20 protein-coding genes, 1 pseudogene and 1 other annotated feature are annotated in these 23265 nt (G+C 38.0%); of the genes and pseudogenes, 11 read left to right on the forward strand and 10 right to left on the reverse strand.

Annotation, left to right across the window (positions count from 1 at the left end; all coding sequences use genetic code 11):
- Nucleotides 1–139 precede the first annotated feature (139 nt).
- Genes BR72_RS19965 through narI form a run of 4 tightly spaced genes read left to right on the forward strand, consistent with a single transcriptional unit; the run spans nucleotide 140 to nucleotide 6539 of the window.
- Entirely contained in the window at nucleotides 140–3823 is a 3684-nt protein-coding gene (locus BR72_RS19965; protein ID WP_035436047.1) for a nitrate reductase subunit alpha, read from the forward strand.
- Nucleotides 3813–5288, forward strand: a complete 1476-nt coding sequence (gene narH / locus BR72_RS19970) for a nitrate reductase subunit beta (RefSeq protein WP_035436049.1) — start codon at nucleotides 3813–3815, stop codon at nucleotides 5286–5288. Before BR72_RS19965 ends, narH begins: the two co-directional genes overlap by 11 nt.
- 19 nt (nucleotides 5289–5307) lie before the next feature.
- Entirely contained in the window at nucleotides 5308–5838 is a 531-nt protein-coding gene (gene narJ, locus BR72_RS19975) for a nitrate reductase molybdenum cofactor assembly chaperone (protein WP_035436051.1), read from the forward strand.
- A gap of 17 nt (nucleotides 5839–5855) precedes the next feature.
- The gene (gene narI, locus BR72_RS19980; RefSeq protein ID WP_035436053.1) at nucleotides 5856–6539 is read left to right on the forward strand and encodes a respiratory nitrate reductase subunit gamma; all 684 of its coding nucleotides are present in this window, start codon (nucleotides 5856–5858) and stop codon (nucleotides 6537–6539) included.
- 41 nt (nucleotides 6540–6580) lie between these two features.
- On the opposite strand, the gene BR72_RS19985 is transcribed toward narI, so the two are convergent.
- Nucleotides 6581–6907, reverse strand: coding sequence for a winged helix-turn-helix transcriptional regulator (locus BR72_RS19985; protein ID WP_081904947.1), 327 nt, complete (start codon nucleotides 6905–6907; stop codon nucleotides 6581–6583).
- Nucleotides 6908–7047: 140 nt separating this feature from the next.
- Here BR72_RS19985 and BR72_RS19990 point away from each other — a divergent pair, with 140 nt between their 5' ends.
- Nucleotides 7048–7719, forward strand: coding sequence for an NAD(P)H-dependent oxidoreductase (locus tag BR72_RS19990; protein ID WP_035436057.1), 672 nt, complete (start codon nucleotides 7048–7050; stop codon nucleotides 7717–7719).
- A 349-nt stretch (nucleotides 7720–8068) separates the two neighbouring features.
- On the opposite strand, the pseudogene BR72_RS19995 reads toward BR72_RS19990, so the two are convergent.
- From BR72_RS19995 to BR72_RS20010, 4 genes and pseudogenes are all read right to left on the reverse strand, one after another.
- Nucleotides 8069–8383 (reverse strand): annotated as a pseudogene (locus tag BR72_RS19995) (hypothetical protein); the annotation flags it as partial.
- 19 nt (nucleotides 8384–8402) lie between these two features.
- Nucleotides 8403–8627: a spore germination protein gene (locus BR72_RS20000; protein WP_035436058.1), complete on the reverse strand. Its 225-nt coding sequence runs from the start codon at nucleotides 8625–8627 to the stop codon at nucleotides 8403–8405.
- A gap of 119 nt (nucleotides 8628–8746) precedes the next feature.
- Nucleotides 8747–9052 carry a rhodanese-like domain-containing protein gene (locus tag BR72_RS20005; protein ID WP_035436060.1) on the reverse strand — a complete coding sequence of 102 codons (306 nt, stop codon included), beginning with the start codon at nucleotides 9050–9052 and terminating at the stop codon, nucleotides 8747–8749.
- A gap of 72 nt (nucleotides 9053–9124) precedes the next feature.
- Nucleotides 9125–10249, reverse strand: a complete 1125-nt coding sequence (locus BR72_RS20010; RefSeq protein WP_035436062.1) for a homoserine O-acetyltransferase family protein — start codon at nucleotides 10247–10249, stop codon at nucleotides 9125–9127.
- A gap of 253 nt (nucleotides 10250–10502) precedes the next feature.
- Here BR72_RS20010 and BR72_RS20015 point away from each other — a divergent pair, with 253 nt between their 5' ends.
- The 5 genes from BR72_RS20015 (at nucleotide 10503) to BR72_RS20035 (ending at nucleotide 15548) form a co-directional block, all read left to right on the forward strand.
- Nucleotides 10503–12554 carry a spore germination protein gene (locus tag BR72_RS20015; RefSeq protein ID WP_081904948.1) on the forward strand — a complete coding sequence of 684 codons (2052 nt, stop codon included), beginning with the start codon at nucleotides 10503–10505 and terminating at the stop codon, nucleotides 12552–12554.
- A gap of 16 nt (nucleotides 12555–12570) precedes the next feature.
- Nucleotides 12571–13665: a GerAB/ArcD/ProY family transporter gene (locus BR72_RS20020; protein WP_035436063.1), complete on the forward strand. Its 1095-nt coding sequence runs from the start codon at nucleotides 12571–12573 to the stop codon at nucleotides 13663–13665.
- Nucleotides 13641–14747, forward strand: coding sequence for a Ger(x)C family spore germination protein (locus BR72_RS20025; RefSeq protein WP_035436065.1), 1107 nt, complete (start codon nucleotides 13641–13643; stop codon nucleotides 14745–14747). The genes BR72_RS20020 and BR72_RS20025 overlap by 25 nt, the downstream gene beginning before the upstream one ends.
- A 116-nt stretch (nucleotides 14748–14863) precedes the next feature.
- Complete coding sequence (locus tag BR72_RS20030) at nucleotides 14864–15046, forward strand: hypothetical protein (protein ID WP_035436067.1); 183 nt, start codon at nucleotides 14864–14866, stop codon at nucleotides 15044–15046.
- An 85-nt stretch (nucleotides 15047–15131) separates the two neighbouring features.
- Nucleotides 15132–15548 (forward strand): pyrophosphohydrolase domain-containing protein, encoded by a 417-nt coding sequence (locus BR72_RS20035; protein WP_035436070.1) that lies wholly within the window; start codon nucleotides 15132–15134, stop codon nucleotides 15546–15548.
- 243 nt (nucleotides 15549–15791) lie between these two features.
- On the opposite strand, the gene BR72_RS26825 is transcribed toward BR72_RS20035, so the two are convergent.
- From BR72_RS26825 to BR72_RS20055, 3 genes are all read right to left on the reverse strand, one after another.
- A complete protein-coding gene (locus BR72_RS26825; RefSeq protein WP_197059959.1) occupies nucleotides 15792–16133 on the reverse strand; it encodes a hypothetical protein in 342 nt (113 codons plus the stop codon).
- A gap of 34 nt (nucleotides 16134–16167) precedes the next feature.
- Nucleotides 16168–18576: a leucine--tRNA ligase gene (leuS, locus tag BR72_RS20050; protein WP_035436072.1), complete on the reverse strand. Its 2409-nt coding sequence runs from the start codon at nucleotides 18574–18576 to the stop codon at nucleotides 16168–16170.
- Between the two features lie 68 nt (nucleotides 18577–18644).
- Nucleotides 18645–18858 (reverse strand) — a binding site (T-box leader).
- Nucleotides 18859–18908: 50 nt separating this feature from the next.
- Nucleotides 18909–20099: an MDR family MFS transporter gene (locus BR72_RS20055; RefSeq protein ID WP_035436074.1), complete on the reverse strand. Its 1191-nt coding sequence runs from the start codon at nucleotides 20097–20099 to the stop codon at nucleotides 18909–18911.
- Nucleotides 20100–20529: 430 nt separating this feature from the next.
- Here BR72_RS20055 and BR72_RS20060 point away from each other — a divergent pair, with 430 nt between their 5' ends.
- Nucleotides 20530–21273 carry a hypothetical protein gene (locus BR72_RS20060; protein WP_035436076.1) on the forward strand — a complete coding sequence of 248 codons (744 nt, stop codon included), beginning with the start codon at nucleotides 20530–20532 and terminating at the stop codon, nucleotides 21271–21273.
- Nucleotides 21274–21447: 174 nt separating this feature from the next.
- Here BR72_RS20060 and BR72_RS20065 read toward each other — a convergent pair whose 3' ends face one another.
- Complete coding sequence (locus tag BR72_RS20065; RefSeq protein WP_035436078.1) at nucleotides 21448–22320, reverse strand: ABC transporter permease; 873 nt, start codon at nucleotides 22318–22320, stop codon at nucleotides 21448–21450.
- Nucleotides 22292–23257 (reverse strand): ABC transporter ATP-binding protein, encoded by a 966-nt coding sequence (locus BR72_RS20070; protein WP_035436080.1) that lies wholly within the window; start codon nucleotides 23255–23257, stop codon nucleotides 22292–22294. Before BR72_RS20070 ends, BR72_RS20065 begins: the two co-directional genes overlap by 29 nt.
- Between the last annotated feature and the right edge of the window lie 8 nt (nucleotides 23258–23265).

Here is a 23265-nt window from a genome sequence, read left to right on the forward strand (position 1 = left end):
TCACATCTTCTCTATTTTTTTCCTTACACTCTTATGAATTTTGACAATCTGTTGAACTGTGATAGATATCACATCTCTATTTTGTGTGCCCTCTTATAGTGAAAGTAAGCAAGAGAGACGCAATAAAGGAGTGAACGATATGAAGAAGAAACTATCACCATTTATGCAACGTTTAAAATATTTTTCTCCAATAGATCGTTATAACGATAATCATACGCAAGAAACATATGAAGACCGAGAATGGGAAAATGCCTACCGAAAACGATGGCAACATGATAAAGTTATCCGCTCCACACACGGCGTAAACTGCACCGGTTCTTGCAGCTGGAACATTTACGTAAAAGATGGAATTGTCACTTGGGAAGGACAAGAACTAAATTATCCGTCTACTGGTCCTGATATGCCAGATTTTGAACCACGCGGATGTCCGCGAGGAGCAAGCTTTTCTTGGTACATTTATAGTCCGCTTCGTGTGAAATATCCATATGTACGCGGCGTTCTTTGGAATATGTGGCAAGAAGAACTGCAAAAACATGAATCACCATTAGATGCTTGGAAAAGCATTGTTGAAAATCCAGAAAAAGCACGCGCATATAAAAGTGCTCGCGGAAAAGGCGGCTTCATTCGTGCAAGTTGGGATGAAGTATTACAGCTCGTTGCTGCTTCCTTACTATATACAGTAATCAAATATGGTCCTGATCGAAATGTTGGTTTCTCACCAATTCCAGCGATGTCTATGCTAAGTCACGCAGCTGGCAGCCGCTTTATGCAGCTGATGGGCGGGCCGATGCTGAGCTTCTACGATTGGTACGCTGACTTACCACCAGCTTCACCACAAATTTGGGGTGATCAAACAGATGTGCCAGAAAGTAGTGATTGGTACAACGCTGGCTACATTATGACATGGGGATCCAACGTACCGCTAACGCGGACACCAGATGCTCACTTCTTAGCGGAAGTGCGCTATAAAGGGACGAAAGTTGTTTCTGTTAGTCCTGATTTTGCCGAATCAACAAAATTCGCTGATGACTGGATCAGTGTAAAACAAGGGACAGACGGGGCACTTGCAATGGCAATGGGACACGTCATTTTACAAGAATTCTACGTAGACAAACAAGTAGACTACTTCATAAATTATGCAAAGCAATACACAGATTTCCCGTTCCTTGTCACGTTAAAACAGCAAGACGGTCAATTTGTTGCAGATCGTTTCTTAAATGCGACTGATATTGGCCGGGAAACAAAACTTGGCGAATGGAAACCTGTTCTTTGGAACGATAAAAGTCATGATTTCGCTACGCCGCACGGCACAATGGGATCACGCTGGGATAACGAGAAAAAATGGAACTTACGTTTAGAAGATGAACAAACAGGCGAAAAAATCGACCCACGTCTTTCTTTACTTGGTATGGAAGATTCAATTGGAACTGTCCAAATTCCGTACTTCTCTGATGACGGAAATGAAGTATTAGAACGTACGATTCCAGTGAAAAAGATTACAACGCCAAACGGAGATCTTTTCGTAACAACTGTCTACGATTTAACATTAGCAAACTACGGCGTAGACCGCGGTCTTGGCGGCCCAGAACCGAAGAGTTTCGATGAAGATGTTCCATTTACGCCAGCATGGCAAGAAAAAATGACAGGTGTAAAACGAGAACTGATTATTCAAATCGCTCGTGAATTTGCGCAAAATGCCGTTGATACAAATGGACGCTCGATGATTATTGTCGGCGCTGGTATTAACCATTGGTTTAACTCTGATACGATTTACCGCGCTGTGTTAAACCTCGTTCTTCTCGTTGGAGCACAAGGGGTAAACGGCGGCGGTTGGGCTCATTATGTTGGCCAAGAAAAATTACGTCCAGCAGAAGGTTGGCAAACAATTGCGATGGCAAGAGATTGGCAAGGTCCGCCAAAACTGCAAAACGGGACGTCGTTCTTCTATTTCGTTACAGATCAGTGGCGCTATGAAGATACACCAGTTGGTCATTTAGCATCACCAGTTGTCGGCAACTCACGCTATCAGCACCACGGTGATTACAATGTGTTGGCAGCTCGCCTTGGCTGGTTACCATCCTATCCAACATTCGAGAAAAACGGAATTGAATTATATAAAGAAGCGGTCGCTAATGGTGCAACAACCCAGGAGGAAATCGGGAAATATGTTGCAGAGAAGCTAAAAAACAAAGAACTCAAATTTGCGATTGAAGACCCTGATAACAAAAATAACTTCCCGCGCAATTTATTCGTATGGCGCGCGAATTTAATCTCAAGTTCTGGTAAAGGACACGAGTATTTCTTAAAACATTTATTAGGTACAACAAACGGATTAATGAACGACGATAGTGATTCACTACGACCAGAGGAAATCAAGTGGCAGGAAGAAGCACCTGAAGGAAAACTCGATCTACTAATTAACTTAGATTTCCGTATGGCTGGAACAGCACTGTACTCTGACATCGTTCTTCCTGCTTCAACTTGGTATGAAAAACATGACTTAAGCAGTACAGATATGCATCCGTTCGTACATCCATTTAACCCGGCAATCGGTTCACCGTGGGAAGCACGCTCTGACTGGGATATTTTCTGCTCCCTTTCAAAAGCAGTCGCTGATTTAGCACAAAAGTTAGATCTTGAGCCAATGAAAGAAGTTGTTGCAACGCCGCTTCTTCACGATACACCACAAGAATTAGCACAGCCGCTTGGACAAATTAAAGATTGGAGCAAAGGAGAATGTGAACCAATCCCAGGCAAAACAATGCCGCAAATACATGTTGTGGAACATGATTATAAAACGATTTATGACAAAATGACCGCACTTGGACCAAACGTCGGAAAACAGCCAATTGGCACGAAAGGTATCTCTTGGTCTGCGGAAAAAGAATACGAACAATTAAAGAGTAAATTAGGTGTTATTCGCACTGATTCTATCGCAAAAGGGTGCCCTAACATAACAGAAGCAATCAATGCTGCTGAAGCTGTGTTAACTCTTTCTTCAACAACAAATGGTCATATGGCAGTAAAAGCATGGGAGGCACTTGAAAAACAAACAGATTTACAACTGCGCGATTTAGCAGAAGAGCGTGAAGAAGAGTGCTTCACATTTGAACAAATTACAGCGCAGCCAAAAACAGTTATTACATCACCTGCTTTTACTGGTTCAGAAAAAGGAGGACGCCGCTATTCACCGTTTACAACAAATGTGGAGCGTCTCATTCCTTGGCGAACAATAACAGGGCGTCAATCTTTCTACTTAGATCACGACATGATGAAAGAATTTGGTGAAACAATGGCAACGTTCAAACCAATACTGCAGCATAAACCGTTCCGAAAATCTCGCCCTGAAGTAGAAGGAAAAGAAATTACGCTAAACTATTTAACACCGCATAATAAATGGTCTATTCATAGTATGTACTTTGACTCACTGCCAATGTTAACGCTGTTCCGCGGCGGGCCGACAGTATGGATGAATAAAGATGACGCCGCTGATGCTGGTGTTGCTGATAATGACTGGATTGAATGCTTCAACCGAAACGGCGTCGTTGTTGCCCGCGCTGTCGTCACACACCGCATGCCGCGTGGAATGGCGTTTATGCATCATGCACAAGATCGTCATATTAACGTACCTGGTACGAATTTAACAAGTAACCGCGGCGGAACACATAATAGCCCAACGCGTATTCACGTAAAACCAACTCATATGATTGGCGGATACGGTCAATTAAGTTACGGCTTTAACTACTATGGCCCAACTGGAAACCAACGCGACCTAAATGTTGTCATCCGCAAACTGAAGGAGGTAGATTGGCTTGAAGATTAAAGCACAAGTCGGAATGGTAATGAATCTTGATAAATGCATCGGCTGTCACACTTGTAGCGTAACATGCAAAAACACCTGGACGAATCGTCCAGGTGCTGAATACATGTACTTTAACAATGTAGAAACAAAACCGGGCATTGGCTATCCAAAACAATGGGAAGATCAAGAAAAATATAAAGGTGGCTGGGAGCTGAAAAACGGAGACCTTCAGTTGAAATCCGGTTCAAAAATGAAACGTCTCATGAACATTTTCCATAACCCAGATCAACCAACAATTGATGATTACTTTGAGCCTTGGAACTACGATTATGAAACATTAACAAACAGTCCACAGCGAAAGCACCAACCAGTTGCTAGGCCGAAGTCAGCTATTACAGGTGAATTTATCGATAAAATTGAATGGGGACCAAACTGGGAAGATGATTTAGCAGGCGGACATATAACAGGCTTACAAGATCCGAACGTTAAAAAAATGGAAGATGAAATTAAAACAGATTTTGAAAATGTGTTCATGATGTACTTACCGCGTATTTGCGAACACTGCATGAATCCGTCGTGCGTATCTTCTTGTCCATCTGGTTCTATGTATAAGCGGGATGAAGACGGGATTGTCCTTGTTGATCAAAATGCATGCCGTGCTTGGAGATTTTGTGTATCTTCTTGCCCATATAAAAAAGTATATTTCAACTGGCAAACGAATAAAGCTGAAAAATGTACAATGTGTTTCCCGCGTATCGAAGCTGGTATGCCAACAATTTGTTCGGAAACATGCGTTGGACGCATTCGTTACATCGGAGTTATGTTATATGACGCTGATAAAGTAAAAGAAGCAGCATCTGTAGAAGATGAAAAAGACTTATACGAGTCTCAGCTTAACGTATTTCTAGATCCAAATGATCCAGAAATAGTTGCTGAAGCAAAGAAACAGGGTATTACAGAAGAATGGATCAAAGCTGCTCAGCAGTCACCAATTTATAAAATGATTATCGATTGGAAAATTGCTCTTCCTCTTCATCCAGAGTATCGTACATTGCCAATGGTTTGGTACATCCCACCATTAAGCCCAATTATGAATATGGTCGAAGGAAAAGGAAGCAACTGGCAAGCAAAAGACATTTTCCCTGCTATTGATAATATGCGGATTCCAATTCAATATTTAGCAAATCTATTAACTGCAGGCGATGAATCTCATATTCGTCTTACATTGAAAAAAATGGCTGTCATGCGTACTCATATGAGAGCATTGCAAATTAATAAAGAACCAGATGAAGCTATATTAAAAGAACTGAACTTAACAAAAGAAGACATTGAAGATATGTATCGCCTTCTTGCAATTGCAAAATATAAAGATCGTTTCGTCATTCCAACTTCTCACCGTGAGCAAGTGGCAGATCTTTATAACGAGCAAGGAAGCTGTGGTCTTTCCTTCGCTGGCGGTCCTGGCTCTTGCATGACAATCTCTTAAAATAAAGGAGGTAACAATTATGAATCAAAGTTTACAAACAGCTTTCTCTTGTTCTTCCTTTCTTCTCTCCTATCCTGAACAAGGATGGAGAGAAGCACTTACTCATTTACAAAATGATGTTCAAACTATCGAACATGAGGAAATTCGTACTAATCTAACAACATTTATCGAACAAGCAAAGCAAAAAACAAATGATGAATTAATTCAATCGTTTGTATATACATTTGATTTTGGCAAAAAAACAAATATGTATCTCACTTATTTGAATACTGGTGAACAACGAGAACGAGGGATTGAACTGCTAGAACTAAAACAACACTATAAAAAAGCAGGTCTCGCTGTAACTGATAAAGAACTGCCTGATTATTTACCGCTTATGTTAGAATTTCTCGCAAATGCTGATGAAGAAGATAGTGAACCAATTATGAAAAAATATGAAAACAATATCGAAGCATTGCATGAACAATTAACAAGCATAAACAGTATGCACGAACCAATTGTAAGGTGCATCCTTACTGCTATTCGTGCATGGCAGTATGAAATAAACTAGAAAGGAGTGGGACAAGAATGATGGATCAATTTTTATGGGTACTCTTTCCCTATATCATTTTAGTCATTTTCATTGGTGGACATATTTTTAGATACAACTACGATCAGTTTGGCTGGACATCAAAATCTAGTGAATTATTAGAGAAGAAAATGCTCCGAATCGGAAGTTTACTATTTCACTTTGGTATTATGTTCGTAATTGGCGGTCATGTCATGGGAATTTTAATCCCTGAATCCGTCTACAGTTCTCTCGGCATTTCTGAACATACGTATCATATAATGGCAATCAGCTTCGGTCTTCCAGCAGGTATTGCTTCTGTAATCGGATTATTCATTTTAACGTATCGCCGCTTTACCGTAAAACGAATTATCGCAACAAGTACAACTGGGGATTACATCGCTCTCATCTTGTTGCTCATCGTAATGCTTGCCGGACTTTCTTCTACATTTTTAAATATCGATTCAAACGGTTTTGATTATCGAACAACGATTGGCCCATGGTTCCGCAGCCTCTTTATTTTCCAACCTAAAGCGGAATATATGGCAGAGGTGCCAATTTGGTTCAAAATTCATATCATCGCCGCAATGGGACTATTTGCAACATGGCCATTTACAAGACTTGTTCATGTCTTTAGCGTACCAGTGAAATACTTACGACGCAGTTATGTTATTTACCGAAAAAGAAAACCGATAAAATTTTAATAGCAATAAAAAAGTGTGCGATCAAGGTGTTGCACACTTTTTCATTGCTCTATTTGTATTCGATACTGATTTCCCCAATCTCGCATCATTAAGATAATTGGAACTAACGACTTTCCAAATTCAGTTAATGAGTATTCAACTTTCGGAGGCACTTCCTTATATACTTCACGATGAATCACACCATCAGCTTCAAGCTCTCGTAATTGTCTCGTTAGCATTCGCTGCGTGAGACCAGGCATCAATCGTAAAAATTGATTAAAGCGAATTTCTCCATTTATTAAATGAAATAGAATCACGCCTTTCCATTTCCCGCCGATTACATCTAATGTGACCTCTACTGAACAACGACGTATATTCTCCTTCTCCATCTCATCACTCTCCATTAGTATACATTTTGATACTATATGTCAAAAATGTGCGTACTTACACTTATAAATATATTATAGTAAAATTTATTTTGTAACCAACTTACAAATAGAAAGTAAATTATTAAAAGGTGGTAATTGGAATGAAAAATACAAAAGAAGAAATTTTAAAAGCCTATCAGTTTAGACATGCATGCAAAGTATTTGATGTAAATAAAAAAATCTCTGATGAAGATTTTCATTTTATTCTCGAAACAGGCCGTCTTTCTCCAAGTTCATTTGGCTTTGAGCCTTGGAAATTTGTCGTAATTCAAAATCAAGATATTCGCAAGAAGCTTCTACCGATAGCATGGGGAGCACAAAAACAATTACCAACAGCCAGCCATTTTGTTGTGATATTAGCTCGAAAAAAAGAAGATATGATGTATAACTCTTCCTATATTTCTAACTTCATGACAAACATCCAAAGACTTCCACAAGAAGCAGTGAATATGAAAGGTGATTTTTATAAAACGTTCCAAGAATCTGATTTCAATTTATTAGAAAGTGATCGCGCTATGTTTGATTGGGCTTCTAAACAAACATACATTGCTCTAGGTAATATGATGACTGCAGCTGCTCAAATCGGTATCGATTCTTGTCCAATGGAAGGCTTTCATCAAGAAAAGGTAGAATCGCTTTTACGAGAAGAAGGAATTATTTTTGGAGATACATTCGGTGTCTCTTGTTTAGTGGCTTTCGGCTATCGATTAGAAGAACCACAACATGAAAAAACCCGTCAAACAATGGATATGGTTGTTGAATGGATCAATTAAAGTAAAGCTTCCATCAATGGGGAAGTTTTTCATTCTCCACTGGTGAAAGCTTTTAGAAACAGTAATAAGCCCTCCGCTTCTAAAGAAACGGAGGGCTTACTTATAAAGCATTTTATTGAAATAAATAATCATTCTTTTACGAAAATCCTACTCCAGAATCTGTATGATCTGTTTTATTAACTACTAATAAAGCGCTCTCGCAGCTACTACCTGAGTTACCACCCGGTTTACTGCTTGGGCTACTACTTAGGCCATTGCTTTGACTACTACTCGGAGTTCCCTGTAAAGCACCGGTCATCCCACTGCTACTCGGAGTTCCCTGTAAAGCATCGGTCATCCCACTGCTACTCGGAGTTCCCTGTAAAGTACCGGTCATCCCACTGCTACTCGGAGTTCCCTGTAAAGCATCGGTCATCCCACCGCCACTGCTTGGGCTACTACCTGTTAGTCCAGTACCCCGTGTAATTGTAGTTGTCACTACGTCTCCAGGGCGTAAACAAACTTCATTTGTATTCCCGATAACAACGACAACATCCATACATGTTGGTCCTGTTGATCCTGTAAATGTCTTCGAAGCAACAAACGAAGTATCTCGCAAATTATCCCCTGTAAAAATATTCCCAGTATTATTGACAATAACAAATTCCTTAATACAAACCCCCATTTTTTATACAACCTTTCTATTATACTCCTGCTGTTAATGAACCAGCTGGTAAAGGCGGAGTAAATTCAGTAGTTTGCGGTGTTATCGGCGGCGCTAACTTCCCATTTAAAAATGTCGCAACGCTCGACCCACCAGCACCACTAAATGCCTTCCTCGCAATAAATGGAGAAAGATCGTAACAATCCCCCATATTAATTGCTCCTCTATTATTTATGACTTTAATTTTTCGAATAAGTGAATTCACTCTTGAACCACCTTCCTTAGCACTATCTCCTGCTTTCTACACTGTATGCAAAAGAAAAAAACTTGAAACGGACGCGTTTCAAGTTTTCAAAAGAATAATTACGTTTTAGCAAATAGTAGTTACTTTACTTCTCCTTCATACTGCATCATGCCGCCAACCATGTTCAGTGTCTTATAACCTTGTTCATTTAAATAATGACAAACATTTTCGCTGCGTACACCAGAGCGGCAAATAAAAATATATTCATTTTCTTTATCAAAGAAGTCTAATTTATGCGGAATATCACCCATTTTAATATGAACTGCTTCTGGAATTTTTCCATATGCTACTTCTTCATCTTCACGCACATCTACTAAAAATAGCGTTTCTCCTTTTTCTAAACGCTCTTGTACCTCTTCTGGCATAATTGTTTTCACTTCAGTCATAAAATAAACTCTCCTCCTTCTTTCTCCTCAATTTTAGCATGGACCACTTAGAAAACAAGCTATGTGTAAAAGCTACATCATTCTTGAAATTTGCTGATTAAGAAATTGATGCACTTTCCCGGCAAATAAATGCGTCTCAAACACACCTGCCATATGTCCGTAAATACTTTCAATTTCATATACTTCTGCAAATTTCCCATTCTTTCTAAGCAATTCAACCATCTTATAATTATAACGAGGAGGCTGCAGCAAATCTTGCTTACAAGGAATCATTAGAACGCTCGCTTCTACTTGCCGAAGCGCTTCCTCTAATGAAGGAAAACCGTGAGCAATATCATGTAATAAAGTTGCTTTTGCGGTGTACATCCATGAATTTGCATCAACAAAGGCGATATTCTGTAATGTTGCTTCATTAATTGTCTCTTCAAATGAAGTGAATGTACTGAAATTTTGATAAGGCGCCGATTCTGTACTGTCCCGCGGAAATGTCGTTTCATAATAGTGGGCATCATATGCATTTATGAACATCATTTTCGCCGCTAAGTGCAATCCTTTTACAGGCTGCTCCTCTCCGTAATTACCCTCTTTCCAAGCTGTGTCTAATTGAATTGCACCGATTGCATGTTGTAAAACATTAATCGACGTTACAACTGGATTTTGCGGACTTGTAATTACCCCAATCACCCGTTCCATCATATGCGGATAATGAACAGCCCATTGCTGAGCAATCATCCCTCCGGCAGATGGACCAATGACTGTATGCAGTCTAGCAATTCCCATATCCTTTATTAATTCATATTGAATACGAGCCATATCAAGAAACGTGAAGACTGGAAATTCCATTCCATACTCTGCGCCTGTTTCCGGATTTATCGTTTTTGGTCCTGTCGTCACAACATAAGGATTTTTCACTTGTACATTACAAAGATTATCTGTACAAATCACAAAATATTTATTTGTATCAATTGCTTTCCCTGGTCCAATTAACTCATCCCACCAACCTGGAACCTGGTCGTGCTCTGTATACTTTCCTGCCGCATGACTCGTTGCACTAAAATAATGACAAACTAAAATAGCATTTGATTTCTCACTGTTTAACGTACCGTATGTTTCATAACCAATTTGGATTGGAATTGATGTACCGTTTTCAAATGTATATTTCTTTAGCCGAAATACTTGTTTTTGTACATATAACATCTTTTCGCCTCCTTAATTCACACTTCGTTTCTACATAAAACAAATGAAGTGCGCTACAGAAGACTATTCAAAAAGAGAAAACACATTTCCTTTATTTGTTCAAATATTATTTCCTCTAAAACTCATATCACTATGTATCCAAAATTGCTTCCCTCACTATTCACATTTCACTTTTTCACCCACAAATATATGCATAATATATAAAAATTCCCACAGACTAAAGTTATCTAATTTGGATAAAGAGGGAATACATATGTTTTTCAAATGGTTTCGCAAAAAAAAGAACGATAATAAGCAAGTAGAGAAGAACAATACAGATACGAAGAAGAAGCAAAATGAACAAACAAACGTCAATCAAGTAGCGCAAACGAACAAGCAGCAGACAAACCAGCAACAAGCTCAAAACAACAAACAGCAAGAAAATCAACAACAGACTCAAAACAATAAACAGCAAGAAAACCAGCAACAAACTCAAAACAACAAGCAGCAAGAAAATCAACAACAGACTCAAAACAATAAACAGCAAGAAAACCAACAGCAGGATCAAAACAACAAACAGCAAGCAAACCAGCAACAAACTCAAAACAACAAGCAGCAAGAAAACCAACAACAGACTCAAAACAATAAACAGCAAGAAAACCAACAGCAGGATCAAAACAACAAACAGCAGACAAACCAGCAAGAAAATCAACAACAGACTCAAAACAATAAACAGCAAGAAAACCAACAGCAGGATCAAAACAACAAACAGCAAACAAACCAGCAACAAACTCAAAACAACAAGCAGCAAGCAAACCAACAATCAAAGCAAAGTCAAAACAACATTTTCGATTTTAGTAAGCCAGAGCACGAAACCGCTCATTCACTACAAGAATTGATCCAAAAATTACGAGAATCAAGCGACTTTGTTCACTATCATACTTCTGAAGACCCTACTAAACCGTATTGGATTTCATATTTTCGTACGTCAATGGATGGTATGAGATTACAGAATTATTTAATGCCTGCTTTATTGCATCATACTGCACCAACATTAGAAGAAGTAAAAGCAATGATTCCAATCAGCGGACTCATTATTACAAGTGACGTAAAAAAAATTGAAGAAATGGTTTTAAAGGGGCATGCTATCATTCAACTACAAGAACATGATACGGAATGTCTACTTGCAAACATTGCAATTGAAAAATATAGATTACCAACTATACCATTTAACGAATCAACAGTTATAGGACCGCAAGAAGGATTCGTAGAGGATATCGACACAAACATTAATCTTGTTCGAAAACGGTTGCCAGTTCTTGAATTAAAAACAAAAGAACTATTAGTTGGAGAATTATCCAAAACGAAAGTCGTTATCATGTATTTAAGCAATGTAGCAGAAAAAGAAAATGTTACATATTTAGAAGATATCTTAAACACAATTAAGTATGAACAAATTAATGATAGCTATTATATTCCCCAGCTCATGGGTAATACATCTATTTTCCCAACATTTATTAATACAGAACGGGCTGATCGTGTCAGCAACGGGCTCATTGATGGAAAAATTGCTACATTTGTTGATGGCTCACCAAATGTTTTGTTATCACCTGTATCTCTACTGGATTTCTTCATCTCTCCAGAGGATTACAGCGTGTCATGGTTTTATGCAACTTTTTCCCGTTTATTACGTTTTGTCGCAGTTACGTTTTCCATTTGTGCAACGCCCCTATATGTAGCTGTGCTTAGTTATCACTATGAATTAATTCCAAGTGATTTGCTGGAGACATTAATTTTATCGCGGGCACAAGTACCATTTCCGCCTATAATAGAGGCCATTTTCCTAGAGTTAGCTATTGATCTTCTTCGGGAAGCAGGAGCACGATTACCAGTGAAAGTCGGGCAAACGCTCGGCATTGTAGGCGGTATCGTAATTGGACAAGCGTCTGTCCAAGCAGGATTAACAAGTAATATTTTGCTAATCATTGTCGCTTTATCTGCGCTTGCATCGTTTATTACACCGATTTATCAAATGGGCAATGCCGTTCGTTTACTTCGCTTTCCCTTTCTCATACTTGCTGAGTTATGGGGATTATTTGGAATTTCTTTAGGATTTATCTTTCTATTAACACGGCTTTTTCGATTATCATCTCTTCGAAAGCCGTATGGGTTTGTTTATCCATTTCGCAAGCAGTCGACGAAAGACTCTTTCGTACGAATGCCATTATCTAAAATAGATAAGCGCGGCGTTCAAGCAAGGCCACAACATGCTGGGCGTTATATAAAGGAAGTGTTTCAAAAACGGATGACAGATTTCGATGAGTAAAAAGTGAGGAGCGCATATGAGTACAGTTAAAATCAACTATAAAGTATCTCCCATTTTTGTTTTTTTCTTAGTCCATAGCGCGCAATTTGGTGTTGGTGTTCTTGGATTTGCACGTGTTATTGCAAAAGCGGCCGGATACGATGCATGGATGGGCGTTATTATTGCAGGTATCATCATTCATATTATTATGTGGATGATTTACTATTTATTAGAAAGTATAAATGGAAATTTGATTACATTGCATCATCATCTATTCGGAAAACGGATAGGAAATGCATTCAATCTAATCTTTATGGCATATTTCTTTCTTGTCAGTGTCTCCGTTATGCGCACATACGTAGAGATTATTCAAGTTTGGATGTTCCCAACGGCAGCTACATGGAAAGTAACAATCTTTTTATCCATACTTAGTTATTACATTATTTCATCTGGCTTTCGGGTTATGACCGGCATTTGTGTCATTTCTGTTATTGCTACATGTGGATATATCATGCAGCTATTTATAGTTATTAAATATGCAAATTTCGGAAACCTGCTTCCTATATTTTCTCATTCTTTTGGAGATATTTTAAAAGCGGCTCAAGCATCAACTTATACAATGATTAGTTTTGAAGTTATTTTGATGATGTATCCCTTTATCAAAACGCCTGAGAAATCTCATAAATTTGCACAATATGGTATTTTATTTTCTAACTTTTTATATTTATTAAGTACAATCCTTGCTTTTACATTCTTTAGCGAAAAACAATTGTCAAAAACAATTTGGTCGCAGCTATCGATCACACAAGTCATTCACCTTCCTTTCATCGAGCGCCTAGAATATATTGCGATTTCTGGCTATGCACTCATTGTCATTACAAGTATTATCTTACCATTATGGGCTGCAACAAGAGGATTATACGAAGTCTTTCATGTCAAACAAAAGTACATATTAATTTCTTTATTATTTATAACTGTCGTCATTTCACAACTCCTAACCGAACGCCATGACATCAATAATTTTATTACTTATATCTCCAAAGCAAGCTTTTGGCTTGTTTTTGTGTACATCCCAATCTTATTTCTCATAATGTGGGTGAAAAAGAAATGGAAAACTTTAAGAAGCAAGTAATATTCCTTTTTTGTTTATGCTTATTTTTGACAACAGCATGTGTCCCAAAAAGTATCATTGACGACATTAGCCTCATTCAAGGTGCTGTTTTCGATGTCGCTCCAAATACAGATTCAAACCGTGAAAGATTACAAGTGACTTACGTTTGTCCAATTCAGAGAAAAGGGAACAAAGTACAAGTACTTCAAGGCTACGGAAATACAATTAAACAAGTGAAAACAACAACCTCTTTAGAATCGGGACAACCTCTTGCAAGCGGGCAAATACGCGTTACTCTTTTCACAGAAAAATTAGCTAAAAAAGGCCTTTCTAGTGTATTTGATACGCTGATTCGCGATGTGAATATTGGAAACTTAGTATATATTGGTATCCTTGAAGGAGGCGGCAATGGAGAAGGCAAAAAACTTTTATTAGGCAAATACAACACTGCTTCTAACGTAGCAATCTATATCAAAAAAATGTTAGAACAGAATATGAAATCAGGTGACGTACCAAGCGATAATTTATACATGCAAACTTTCCGATATTATCGTGAAGGTCAAGATACATATATGCCTATATTAAAAAAGAAAAAGAACAGCATTAAAATTACCAGTATAGCTCTTTTCAAACAAGATAGATATGTGGGAAAAGTAGAAGAAAAAGATATGTTTCTTCTTAAAACGCTGCTCGATAAAAGTCAACTCGACTCACATGAATTTAAAACAAAGTTAGGCTACACAACGATTAACAACATTCGTTCCTCTCCTTCTTATCATGTATATGTAAAGGACGGAAAGCCTTCCTTTATTATTCACGTAAAAATGGCAGCTCGTATTCAGGAAATTTCGAAGCATACCAACTTAGAAAACAAAAAAAATGTAGAAAAAATACGAAAAGACATTGTAAAGAGTTTGAATACAGATGGAGAAAAATTAGTAAAAAAGCTTCAATCTCTAGGTGCAGATCCACTCGCTTTAGGTGCGAGATTTAAACAGCACTACCGACCGTTTCAATTAAAGGAATGGAGAAAAATGTACAAAGACGTTCCTGTAAAAGTACAATATGATGTTGATATTACAAATTCAGGAGTTATTGAATAAATATTTCATCCTCTTTCCTAATTCGAAACCGGAAAGAGGCTTCCCCTCAAAATGGCTTTTCATATTACATTTCATTCCATATACTAAAGGGTAAGAGTTTTAAACGGGGGGATCTCATGCCTAAAAAATTAATAAAGCCTATGTTACATATCATTCTCTTTTGTACTGTCTTTTTATTTGCTCATACCTATTTAAAAAATGCCTCGCTTACTCGTTATCTCCTTGTAACAGTGCCAATTCTTATCATTGGAATGTTTGGAATAGATATCGCGTTATCCTTAATAGAAAAAAAGGAATAGCATTTATAAAAGTAGAATGTACACTGCCCTAATCAAAATCATGTTACAATAACAATCGGACAAAAACGAGAGAGGATGAAACAACATGACAAACGAAAAGGGTTTAGATAAAGGTTACGAACTTGTTGCGAAAATGCATGAAGTATTCGGTCACCCAGTTGCAGATGCACCAACAAAATTAACAGAAGAGCGTGCAAAAATTCGTGCGAGCTTCATGCAAGAAGAACTAGAAGAGTTCTTAGAAGCAAACACAGTGGAAGACCAATATGATGCACTAATTGACTTAATTTATTTTGCATTTGGAACATTTGCTGAAATGGGTGTACGCCCTGATAAAGGATTTGAAATTGTTAATAATGCAAACATGGCAAAATTATTCCCAGACGGTAAACCACGCTTCCGCGAAGGTGACGGCAAAATTTTAAAACCTGAAGGATGGGAAGCACCAGAACCACAACTTCGTGCGGAAATCGAGCGTCAGCGTCAAGAAGCAAAAAAATAATATATGATTTCCATTTGAAAAGGAGCCACCTGTTAAATGGCTCCTTTTCTCTATTTCTTTTTCGAATCTCCCATTTGGGGTTGCTTTCCTTTCGAAGCATTTGTATCGAAATTAGGCTGTCTTTGACCAGTATTGTTACTTCTACCTTTTCCCATATGTAACACCTCCTTCTTTTTTATCATTCCCAATTAAAAAATCTCCTTGCATGGAAGGAGATTTTACATAATTGATTAATTTTACATTTTATTGGCCTTGATACGGCGTTCCATAATGATGGCCATGATGATGATGATGTGGGTGATAAATAACATGTTGATAGCCATGATAATGGTGGTGATGTGGATGATATGGATGATACCCTACATGATGATAGCCATAAGGATATCCTCCATGTGGATAATGCCCTACTTGTGCCGGTGGAAATCCCCCCATACCGTATGGATTCGGCATTTGTCGTTGTTCATTATAATTCATTCGATTCACCTTCTTCTTCACGATTGGCTTTGCCTTAGTTATCATATTGCGAAAAGGAAAATAGGTGTTTGTCTTCTCTAAAATTGAGTTCTTCCATCCCGTATAAAACATAAAAAGAGCACCTAAAAACAGGTGCTCTTTCTCATTAGTTTGCTACGATATTTACAAGTTTTCCAGGAACAACAATTACTTTACGAACTGTTTTCCCTTCAATTTGTTCTTTAATTGCTTCAACTGCAAGTTGTTCCATTTCTTCTTTTGATGCGTCTTTTTTCATTGTTAACTTCGCACGTACTTTACCCATGACTTGAACAACGATTTCCACTTCATCTTCTACAAGTTTAGACTCATCAAATGTTGGCCAGCTTACATATGAAACTGTTTCGTTATATCCAAGCTTGCTCCATAGTTCTTCCGCAACGTGCGGTGCAACTGGCGCTAGCATTTTCACGAAACCTTCTACATATTCTTTCGGAAGTGTTTCTGCTTTATATGCATCGTTAATGAATACCATCATTTGAGAAATTGCAGTGTTAAAGCGAAGCTCTTCATAGTCTTCTGTTACTTTCTTCACTGTTTGGTGATATACTTTTTCAAGATTTTTGTTTGGTGCATCTGTAATTTTCTCGCTTAGTTCACCGTTATCTTGAACAAATAGACGCCATACACGATCTAAGAAACGACGTGCTCCGTCAAGACCATTTTCAGACCAAGCAATGGAAGCATCTAATGGTCCCATAAACATTTCGTATAAACGAAGTGTATCTGCACCGTGGCTTGCTACGATATCATCAGGATTTACAACGTTACCTTTTGATTTACTCATTTTCTCGTTGTTTTCTCCTAAAATCATACCTTGGTTAAATAGTTGTTGGAACGGCTCTTTCGTTGGAACCACACCGATATCATATAATACTTTATGCCAGAAGCGCGCATATAGTAAGTGAAGTACCGCATGCTCCGCACCGCCAATGTAAATATCAACTGGAAGCCATTGTTTTACTTTTTCAGGATCTACAAGTGCTTCGCTGTTGTTTGGATCAATGTAGCGCAGGTAATACCAGCAGCTACCTGCCCATTGCGGCATTGTGTTTGTTTCACGGCGACCTTTTTTACCAGTCTCAGGGTCAACCACATTTACCCACTCATCAATGTTCGCAAGTGGAGATTCACCTGTACCAGATGGACGAATGTTCTCTGTTTTCGGAAGAACTAATGGTAATTCTTCATCTTTCACAGCTGTCATTGTGCCATCTTCCCAATGGATAACTGGAATTGGCTCACCCCAGTAACGTTGACGGCTGAATAACCAGTCACGAAGACGATATGTTACTTTTTGATTTCCTGCACTTGTTACTTCAAGCCATTCAATCATTTTCACAATTGCTGCTTCTTTATTTAATCCATCTAGGAATGCAGAGTTAATGTGTGCACCATCACCTGTATGTGCTTCTTTCGTAATGTCTCCGCCTTCTACAACTTCTTTCATAGGAAGATCAAATGTTTTCGCAAACTCATAATCACGCTCATCATGCGCTGGAACCGCCATTACTGCACCTGTTCCATAGCTTGCAAGCACATAGTCAGCGATCCAGATTGGTAATTTTTCACCGTTTACTGGGTTAATCGCATAAGCACCTGTGAATACACCTGTTTTTTCTTTCGCAAGCTCTGTACGCTCTAAATCACTCTTCGCTTTTACAGAATCAATATAAGCTTCTACTGCTTCTTTTTGCTTCTCTGTTGTAATTTCGGCAACAAGTGCGTGTTCTGGAGCCAGTACACAGTACGTTGCACCGAATAATGTATCCGGACGTGTTGTAAATACAGTAAATTTCTCATCTGTACCGTTGATAGCGAAGTGAACTTCTGCACCTTCAGAACGACCAATCCAGTTGCGCTGCATATCTTTTAAGCTCTCTGGCCAATCAAGCTCATCTAAATCTTCTAGTAGACGATCTGCATAAGCTGTAATTTTCAGCATCCATTGTCTCATTGGACGACGCTCAACAGGATGTCCGCCGCGCTCACTCACGCCATCGATTACTTCTTCGTTCGCAAGTACAGTACCAAGTGCTGGGCACCAGTTTACAGGGATTTCATCTACGTAAGCTAATCCTTTTTCAAATAGCTGTAAGAAGATCCATTGTGTCCATTTGTAGTAGTTTGGATCTGTCGTATTTACTTCACGGTCCCAATCGTAAGAGAAGCCTAATGCTTTAATTTGATTACGGAACGTGTTAATGTTTTTCTCTGTAAATTCTGCTGGGCTATTTCCAGTATCAAGTGCATATTGCTCTGCTGGAAGACCGAATGCATCCCATCCCATTGGATGAAGAACGTTGTAGCCTTGCATACGTTTCATACGAGATAAAATATCCGTTGCTGTATATCCTTCTGGATGCCCTACGTGCAGCCCTGCACCTGATGGATATGGGAACATATCTAGTGCGTAAAATTTTGGTTTGTCTGTTTCATCTGGCGTACGGAATGTTTTGTTTTCTTCCCAATACGCTTGCCACTTCTTTTCAATTTTTTGATGATTGAAGCTCATGAAATACCCTCCATTCAAATTTTCTATATTTTTTCACCGCCAAAAATACAAAAAACCCCTCATCCCAGAAAAGGGACGAGAGGTTATATTCCCGCGGTACCACCCTAAATTAATGTAATAATACATTCGCTTAGATCCGTAACGTGGATAAACGGCAATTGCTACTTTGTTTCACAACTGCAACTCAAAGGCGAGTTCATAACGAAACGTGGATTGACTTGCACCGACCGTCAACTCTCTAAACCAGCTTCTATTACTACTACTCCTTCTCACTGTTATTACATATGAGTTATTTAAAGTATATTCTAAAACAAGTTGCATGTTCCGTCAAACTAAACTGCAATTTTTTCTTCTGCTTCTTCAACACGTACTTTCTTATCATACATACTCGTTGCGATAATAGCTACTACAAGCATGACCATAATCGCTATAAACAATACTTCCATATTATACAAATCTACAATTGCGCCGCCAACAACCGGTCCAAACATCTTCCCAACAGTCGCTGCGCTATTTACAACACCTTGATAGAAACCGATTTTATCCTTTGGTGCAAGGATATTCGCAATCGTTGGCACAGCTGGCCAGACAAATAATTCACCAATTGTTAATGTCACCATTGCGACAAGGAACATTGTAAATTGCTGCGCTTGACTTAACACGATAAACGACACTGCGAAAATACCAATTCCAATCATAATTTGTTGTTTTAAAGAACGTTTCATCGCGCGAATAATCATACTTATTAATGGCTGTGCACAAACAATCATCGCTCCGTTGATCGTCCATAATAAACTATAATGACGAAGACTAATATTCAGCTCCTGCATGTGCGTCGCAATCGCTCCTTGCCACTGTACATACGTAACCCAGCATAAAGCATATGCTACACATACAATAAGAAGCGCCTTGAATTCTAGTGTAAGTGGCCAACCATTTTTCGTTTTTTCTTTTACTGCTACACGTTTCTCTTTCTTATCCTCCATACTACGGAAGCCAATAAAAGCGATTAAGAAGAAAATAAAGTATAAAATAAAGTTCGCTAAGAAAATATAATCGAAGCGATAAGAAGCAACTAAACCACCACACGCCGTCCCAACAGCGATCCCGACGTTTTGTCCAACATACATCGCATTAAATGCTCTTCGGCCGCCTTCTGGCCAAACCGATCCGACCATCGCATACATCGCCGGAAAGACCATTCCAGAACCAAATCCAATTAACGCAAGCCATACAATATAAAATGGCCAGCCATGGAAAAATACAAGACCTAAAATTGATAATAATGTAATTACAATTCCAACTAAAATGGACTTATATCCGCCCCATTTATCAAATAAAACACCGCCGAGTAAATTACCAATTACTCCTGTTAACGAGTTAATCATTAATACCATTCCAGCCACAGATAATGATTTGCCTAAATGATCATGTAAATAAATCGTATTAAAAGGCCATAAAAAAGAAGCACCCGTGACATTAATAATCATCCCGGCTACTAATAGCCATACTTTCCTTGGCATATTTCCCCTCCTATTCTATTTTTTCGTTCCTATATAACAGTAAAATTGTAGTCGTTTTTAAATAAGAAGGCAACTGATTAATAGTTAGTGACATTCAGATAATGAGATGTAAACTATATAAATATAGGTTAAAAGACTAACATAAAAGCCTTTTCTTTTTAGGTGGGCGAGAGCGTCTGGCCATGCATAGAAGCGGTTAGGACCTTTTTCTGCCACATGCAATGGTTTAAAACAAAGGGAGCAAACAAGTGCAGGTCATAATGTATTCTGCATAGCAGCAACTTATATGTCGAAAAATTTTAAAAATAATTACCGAAGGGTTTTTACTTCGAAATACCGTTTTATACAAACCAAATACAAATATGGTGTATTATAGAAGAAATTAAAGATAATGTAATGACATACAAATATTTATATTAGGGGAAAAATTATGAAAAAAGCTCGTTTTTATTTTATTTTTGCTTTCATCTTACTCACTCTTTCTTGTATTCCGATGTTTCATATACTAAGAGAGTTATGGATTGTAACAAAAATAGAAAACACTTATGAAATACACGAAGCCTATATAGATAAAGATGGATTTGAAAGTTCATTAGATGTCCAAGAATTAAATGTGAATGGCATCAATCTTAAAATAGAGGAAGAAAAAACAAATAAACTAGCACCACTTACTATTTTTGATGCAGAAGAAAACGTTCCTCCTGGTGAAATCGTTAAGATTCATCTTTTTATAAATAATAAAGAAGTTTCTATCCCTGATGAGATATGGCTCTCCAATCGACAAAAAGGTGGAAAGTATTTTTCATGGTTAGATGTATTAACCGTAAAAAATAAACGAACTGATGAACAGCAAGTTTATTTTGTGCAGAGATTAACAAATGATCATGATCCTATGAAAAAAAGAAAATGGAAAATTATTTGTATCAATCAAGATGGCACCTCTTTCGAAAAACGCTTCACTTATGCCGAACGAAGTAATCATAATCTTGGTGTAGAACTTATTAATTTCTCGGATACGGGTTTAATGTCGATGGGGCATCATTCAGACATAATGGGAGCATATCCAAACGTGTTCTTTCCTTTACTTTATCCAATACTCACATGTTTATTAGGCGTTATATTGCTAATTATAGCAATTGTATTAAGAATAAATAAGAAAAAAATTCATAGTTAAAGCTCCTTCTCTTCAATTGAAGGAGCTTTAACTATGATATATAAAGTGAATCTTCCGCCATTATTTTTTCATCTCCTGCAAATAGTGGAGTAAAGCTTATGCTAATCCAAAAATCAAAATGGTTATTTCTCATACTTTACAGGATTGGGAGAATACACTGAAGTTTCATCCTCCTTATAAATCACGCGATTTAAATGTACGAATCGCTATAAAAATAGCTGCTAATACATAGAAAATAGCGTAAACAATCATCATGTTACTCGGTGTTGACACACTCCCAAACACTCCTTGTGACGCGATTGATAAAGGATTGTCTGATGAATCAAATAAATAGATTGTCATTTTACGATACATTGTATCAATTGGGAATAACAGGCTTGCGATTATGCCCATGTTTACAAGTGCTGTTTTTTGTGCCAATGTACCGATTTGTTCAACAAATCCGCCAATAAATCCAGTTCCATACAAAATAATTAACACAATGCCAGCATTTAATGTCGCCATACGCGTGCTTAGTAAGATCGCGATGCTAATTAAAATAACGGGCTGTATTAAAAAAAGAGCCAATGCTTTTATAATCTGCGTCGCCGTGAAATCTAAATGAAACGTGCTCCCTCCCATTGTTTGATGAATGAGCACGATACTTATAAATAGAAAAGCTGCGTACGCAATCAGTAACAAGCATAAGCCGATCCATTTCCCCATTAAAAATGAAAAGCGTGAGATTGGCCTCGTTAGCCACGTATCAATTTGATGACTTTCAATTTCATTTGCAATGCTGCCAACACTACTTAGAATAGCTAGCAGCGCAGTAATAAATGAAGAAAAATATAACCCCACACCAAGAAGCTGTGTAGAAATAAAACTTTTGCTTATAAAATCTTGAGTTGCCGAAAGACCGCTAGATTCTCCTGGAAGGATTTCACTGACGGCATAATGAATGGCCACTCCATAAAATATTAAAAAGGCAAAGGTCATACATAACGTAATAGTAAAAATACGCTTTAACAGAATTTCTTTAAATGATAACTTGGCGATTGTCCACATGCTGCGTCCCCTCTTTCTTATTTACCCAGTACATAAACACATCTTCCAAATGCGGGTGAACCGGATTTAACTGATATACAGGAATGTGTAGTGATACAAATGCTTCTAACAATCTAGGAATGTCATTTTCTTGTTGCAAAGTTATAATCCAACGTTTACGATTTTGCTGTTCTTCTATCTTCCTTACATTTTTAATAAACGAAGGCAGTTGTTTAAAGAATAATTCGCTCTTTTCACCAAGTGTTACTTCAACTTCTGTTTGAATCATCATCAATGAGCGCCAATCTCCTTGTACGATTAACTCTCCCTTATTAATAATCGCGACGTGATCACATACATGTTCAATTTCATTTAATAGATGACTGTTTAAAAATACGGTCTTTCCTTGGTCCCGAAGCTCTTCCATTAAATGACGTACTTCTTTTCGTCCAATTGGATCAAGCGCAGATGTTGGCTCATCTAAAAAAATCAATTCCGGATCAGAAAGCAGGGCACAAGCAAGTCCAATACGCTGCTGCATTCCTTTTGAATAACCACGAATTTTTTCTTTTTCCCTTCCCTTTAGACCGACTTTTTCAATAACCTCATTCATTTTTTCTTTCCTCTCTCGAAAAGGAAGACCGCATAATTTCGCATGCGTTTCAAGTAACTGCCAACCAGTCAGCCAATCAGGATAGCGAAACAGTTCAGGTAAATAGCCAATGCGCCGTTTTGATTCAATTGTCCCAATCGGCTGTCCTAGCATTTGTGCTGTTCCAGAATCAGGGTGAATCAACCCAAGCATCGTTCGCACAAACGTACTTTTCCCTGCACCGTTAGGACCTATAAATCCGAATACAGTACCACGCGGCACGTCTAATGAAATGTTGCGGATCCCTCCTTTTCCGTTATATTGTTTTGTTAAATTCTTTGTTTGAATAATCCAGTCTTGGTTCATTTTTTACC

It is taken from the genome of Bacillus sp. UNC322MFChir4.1 (genome assembly GCF_000746135.1).
Classification (GTDB): domain Bacteria; phylum Bacillota; class Bacilli; order Bacillales; family Bacillaceae_G; genus Bacillus_A.

Bases quoted from the DNA above. Each gene is read 5' to 3' on its own strand.
- BR72_RS19965 (WP_035436047.1), top strand. From the start codon at position 140: ATGAAGAAGAAACTATCACCATTTATGCAACGTTTAAAATATTTTTCT.
- narJ (WP_035436051.1), top strand. From the start codon at position 5,308: ATGAATCAAAGTTTACAAACAGCTTTCTCTTGTTCTTCCTTTCTTCTC.
- narI (WP_035436053.1), top strand. From the start codon at position 5,856: ATGATGGATCAATTTTTATGGGTACTCTTTCCCTATATCATTTTAGTC.
- BR72_RS19985 (WP_081904947.1), bottom strand. From the start codon at position 6,907: ATGGAGAAGGAGAATATACGTCGTTGTTCAGTAGAGGTCACATTAGAT.
- BR72_RS19990 (WP_035436057.1), top strand. From the start codon at position 7,048: ATGAAAAATACAAAAGAAGAAATTTTAAAAGCCTATCAGTTTAGACAT.
- BR72_RS20005 (WP_035436060.1), bottom strand. From the start codon at position 9,052: ATGACTGAAGTGAAAACAATTATGCCAGAAGAGGTACAAGAGCGTTTA.
- BR72_RS20010 (WP_035436062.1), bottom strand. From the start codon at position 10,249: ATGTTATATGTACAAAAACAAGTATTTCGGCTAAAGAAATATACATTT.
- BR72_RS20015 (WP_081904948.1), top strand. From the start codon at position 10,503: ATGTTTTTCAAATGGTTTCGCAAAAAAAAGAACGATAATAAGCAAGTA.
- BR72_RS20020 (WP_035436063.1), top strand. From the start codon at position 12,571: ATGAGTACAGTTAAAATCAACTATAAAGTATCTCCCATTTTTGTTTTT.
- BR72_RS20025 (WP_035436065.1), top strand. From the start codon at position 13,641: ATGGAAAACTTTAAGAAGCAAGTAATATTCCTTTTTTGTTTATGCTTA.
- BR72_RS20030 (WP_035436067.1), top strand. From the start codon at position 14,864: ATGCCTAAAAAATTAATAAAGCCTATGTTACATATCATTCTCTTTTGT.
- BR72_RS20035 (WP_035436070.1), top strand. From the start codon at position 15,132: ATGACAAACGAAAAGGGTTTAGATAAAGGTTACGAACTTGTTGCGAAA.
- BR72_RS26825 (WP_197059959.1), bottom strand. From the start codon at position 16,133: ATGTTTTATACGGGATGGAAGAACTCAATTTTAGAGAAGACAAACACC.
- leuS (WP_035436072.1), bottom strand. From the start codon at position 18,576: ATGAGCTTCAATCATCAAAAAATTGAAAAGAAGTGGCAAGCGTATTGG.
- BR72_RS20055 (WP_035436074.1), bottom strand. From the start codon at position 20,099: ATGCCAAGGAAAGTATGGCTATTAGTAGCCGGGATGATTATTAATGTC.
- BR72_RS20060 (WP_035436076.1), top strand. From the start codon at position 20,530: ATGAAAAAAGCTCGTTTTTATTTTATTTTTGCTTTCATCTTACTCACT.
- BR72_RS20065 (WP_035436078.1), bottom strand. From the start codon at position 22,320: ATGTGGACAATCGCCAAGTTATCATTTAAAGAAATTCTGTTAAAGCGT.
- BR72_RS20070 (WP_035436080.1), bottom strand. From the start codon at position 23,257: ATGAACCAAGACTGGATTATTCAAACAAAGAATTTAACAAAACAATAT.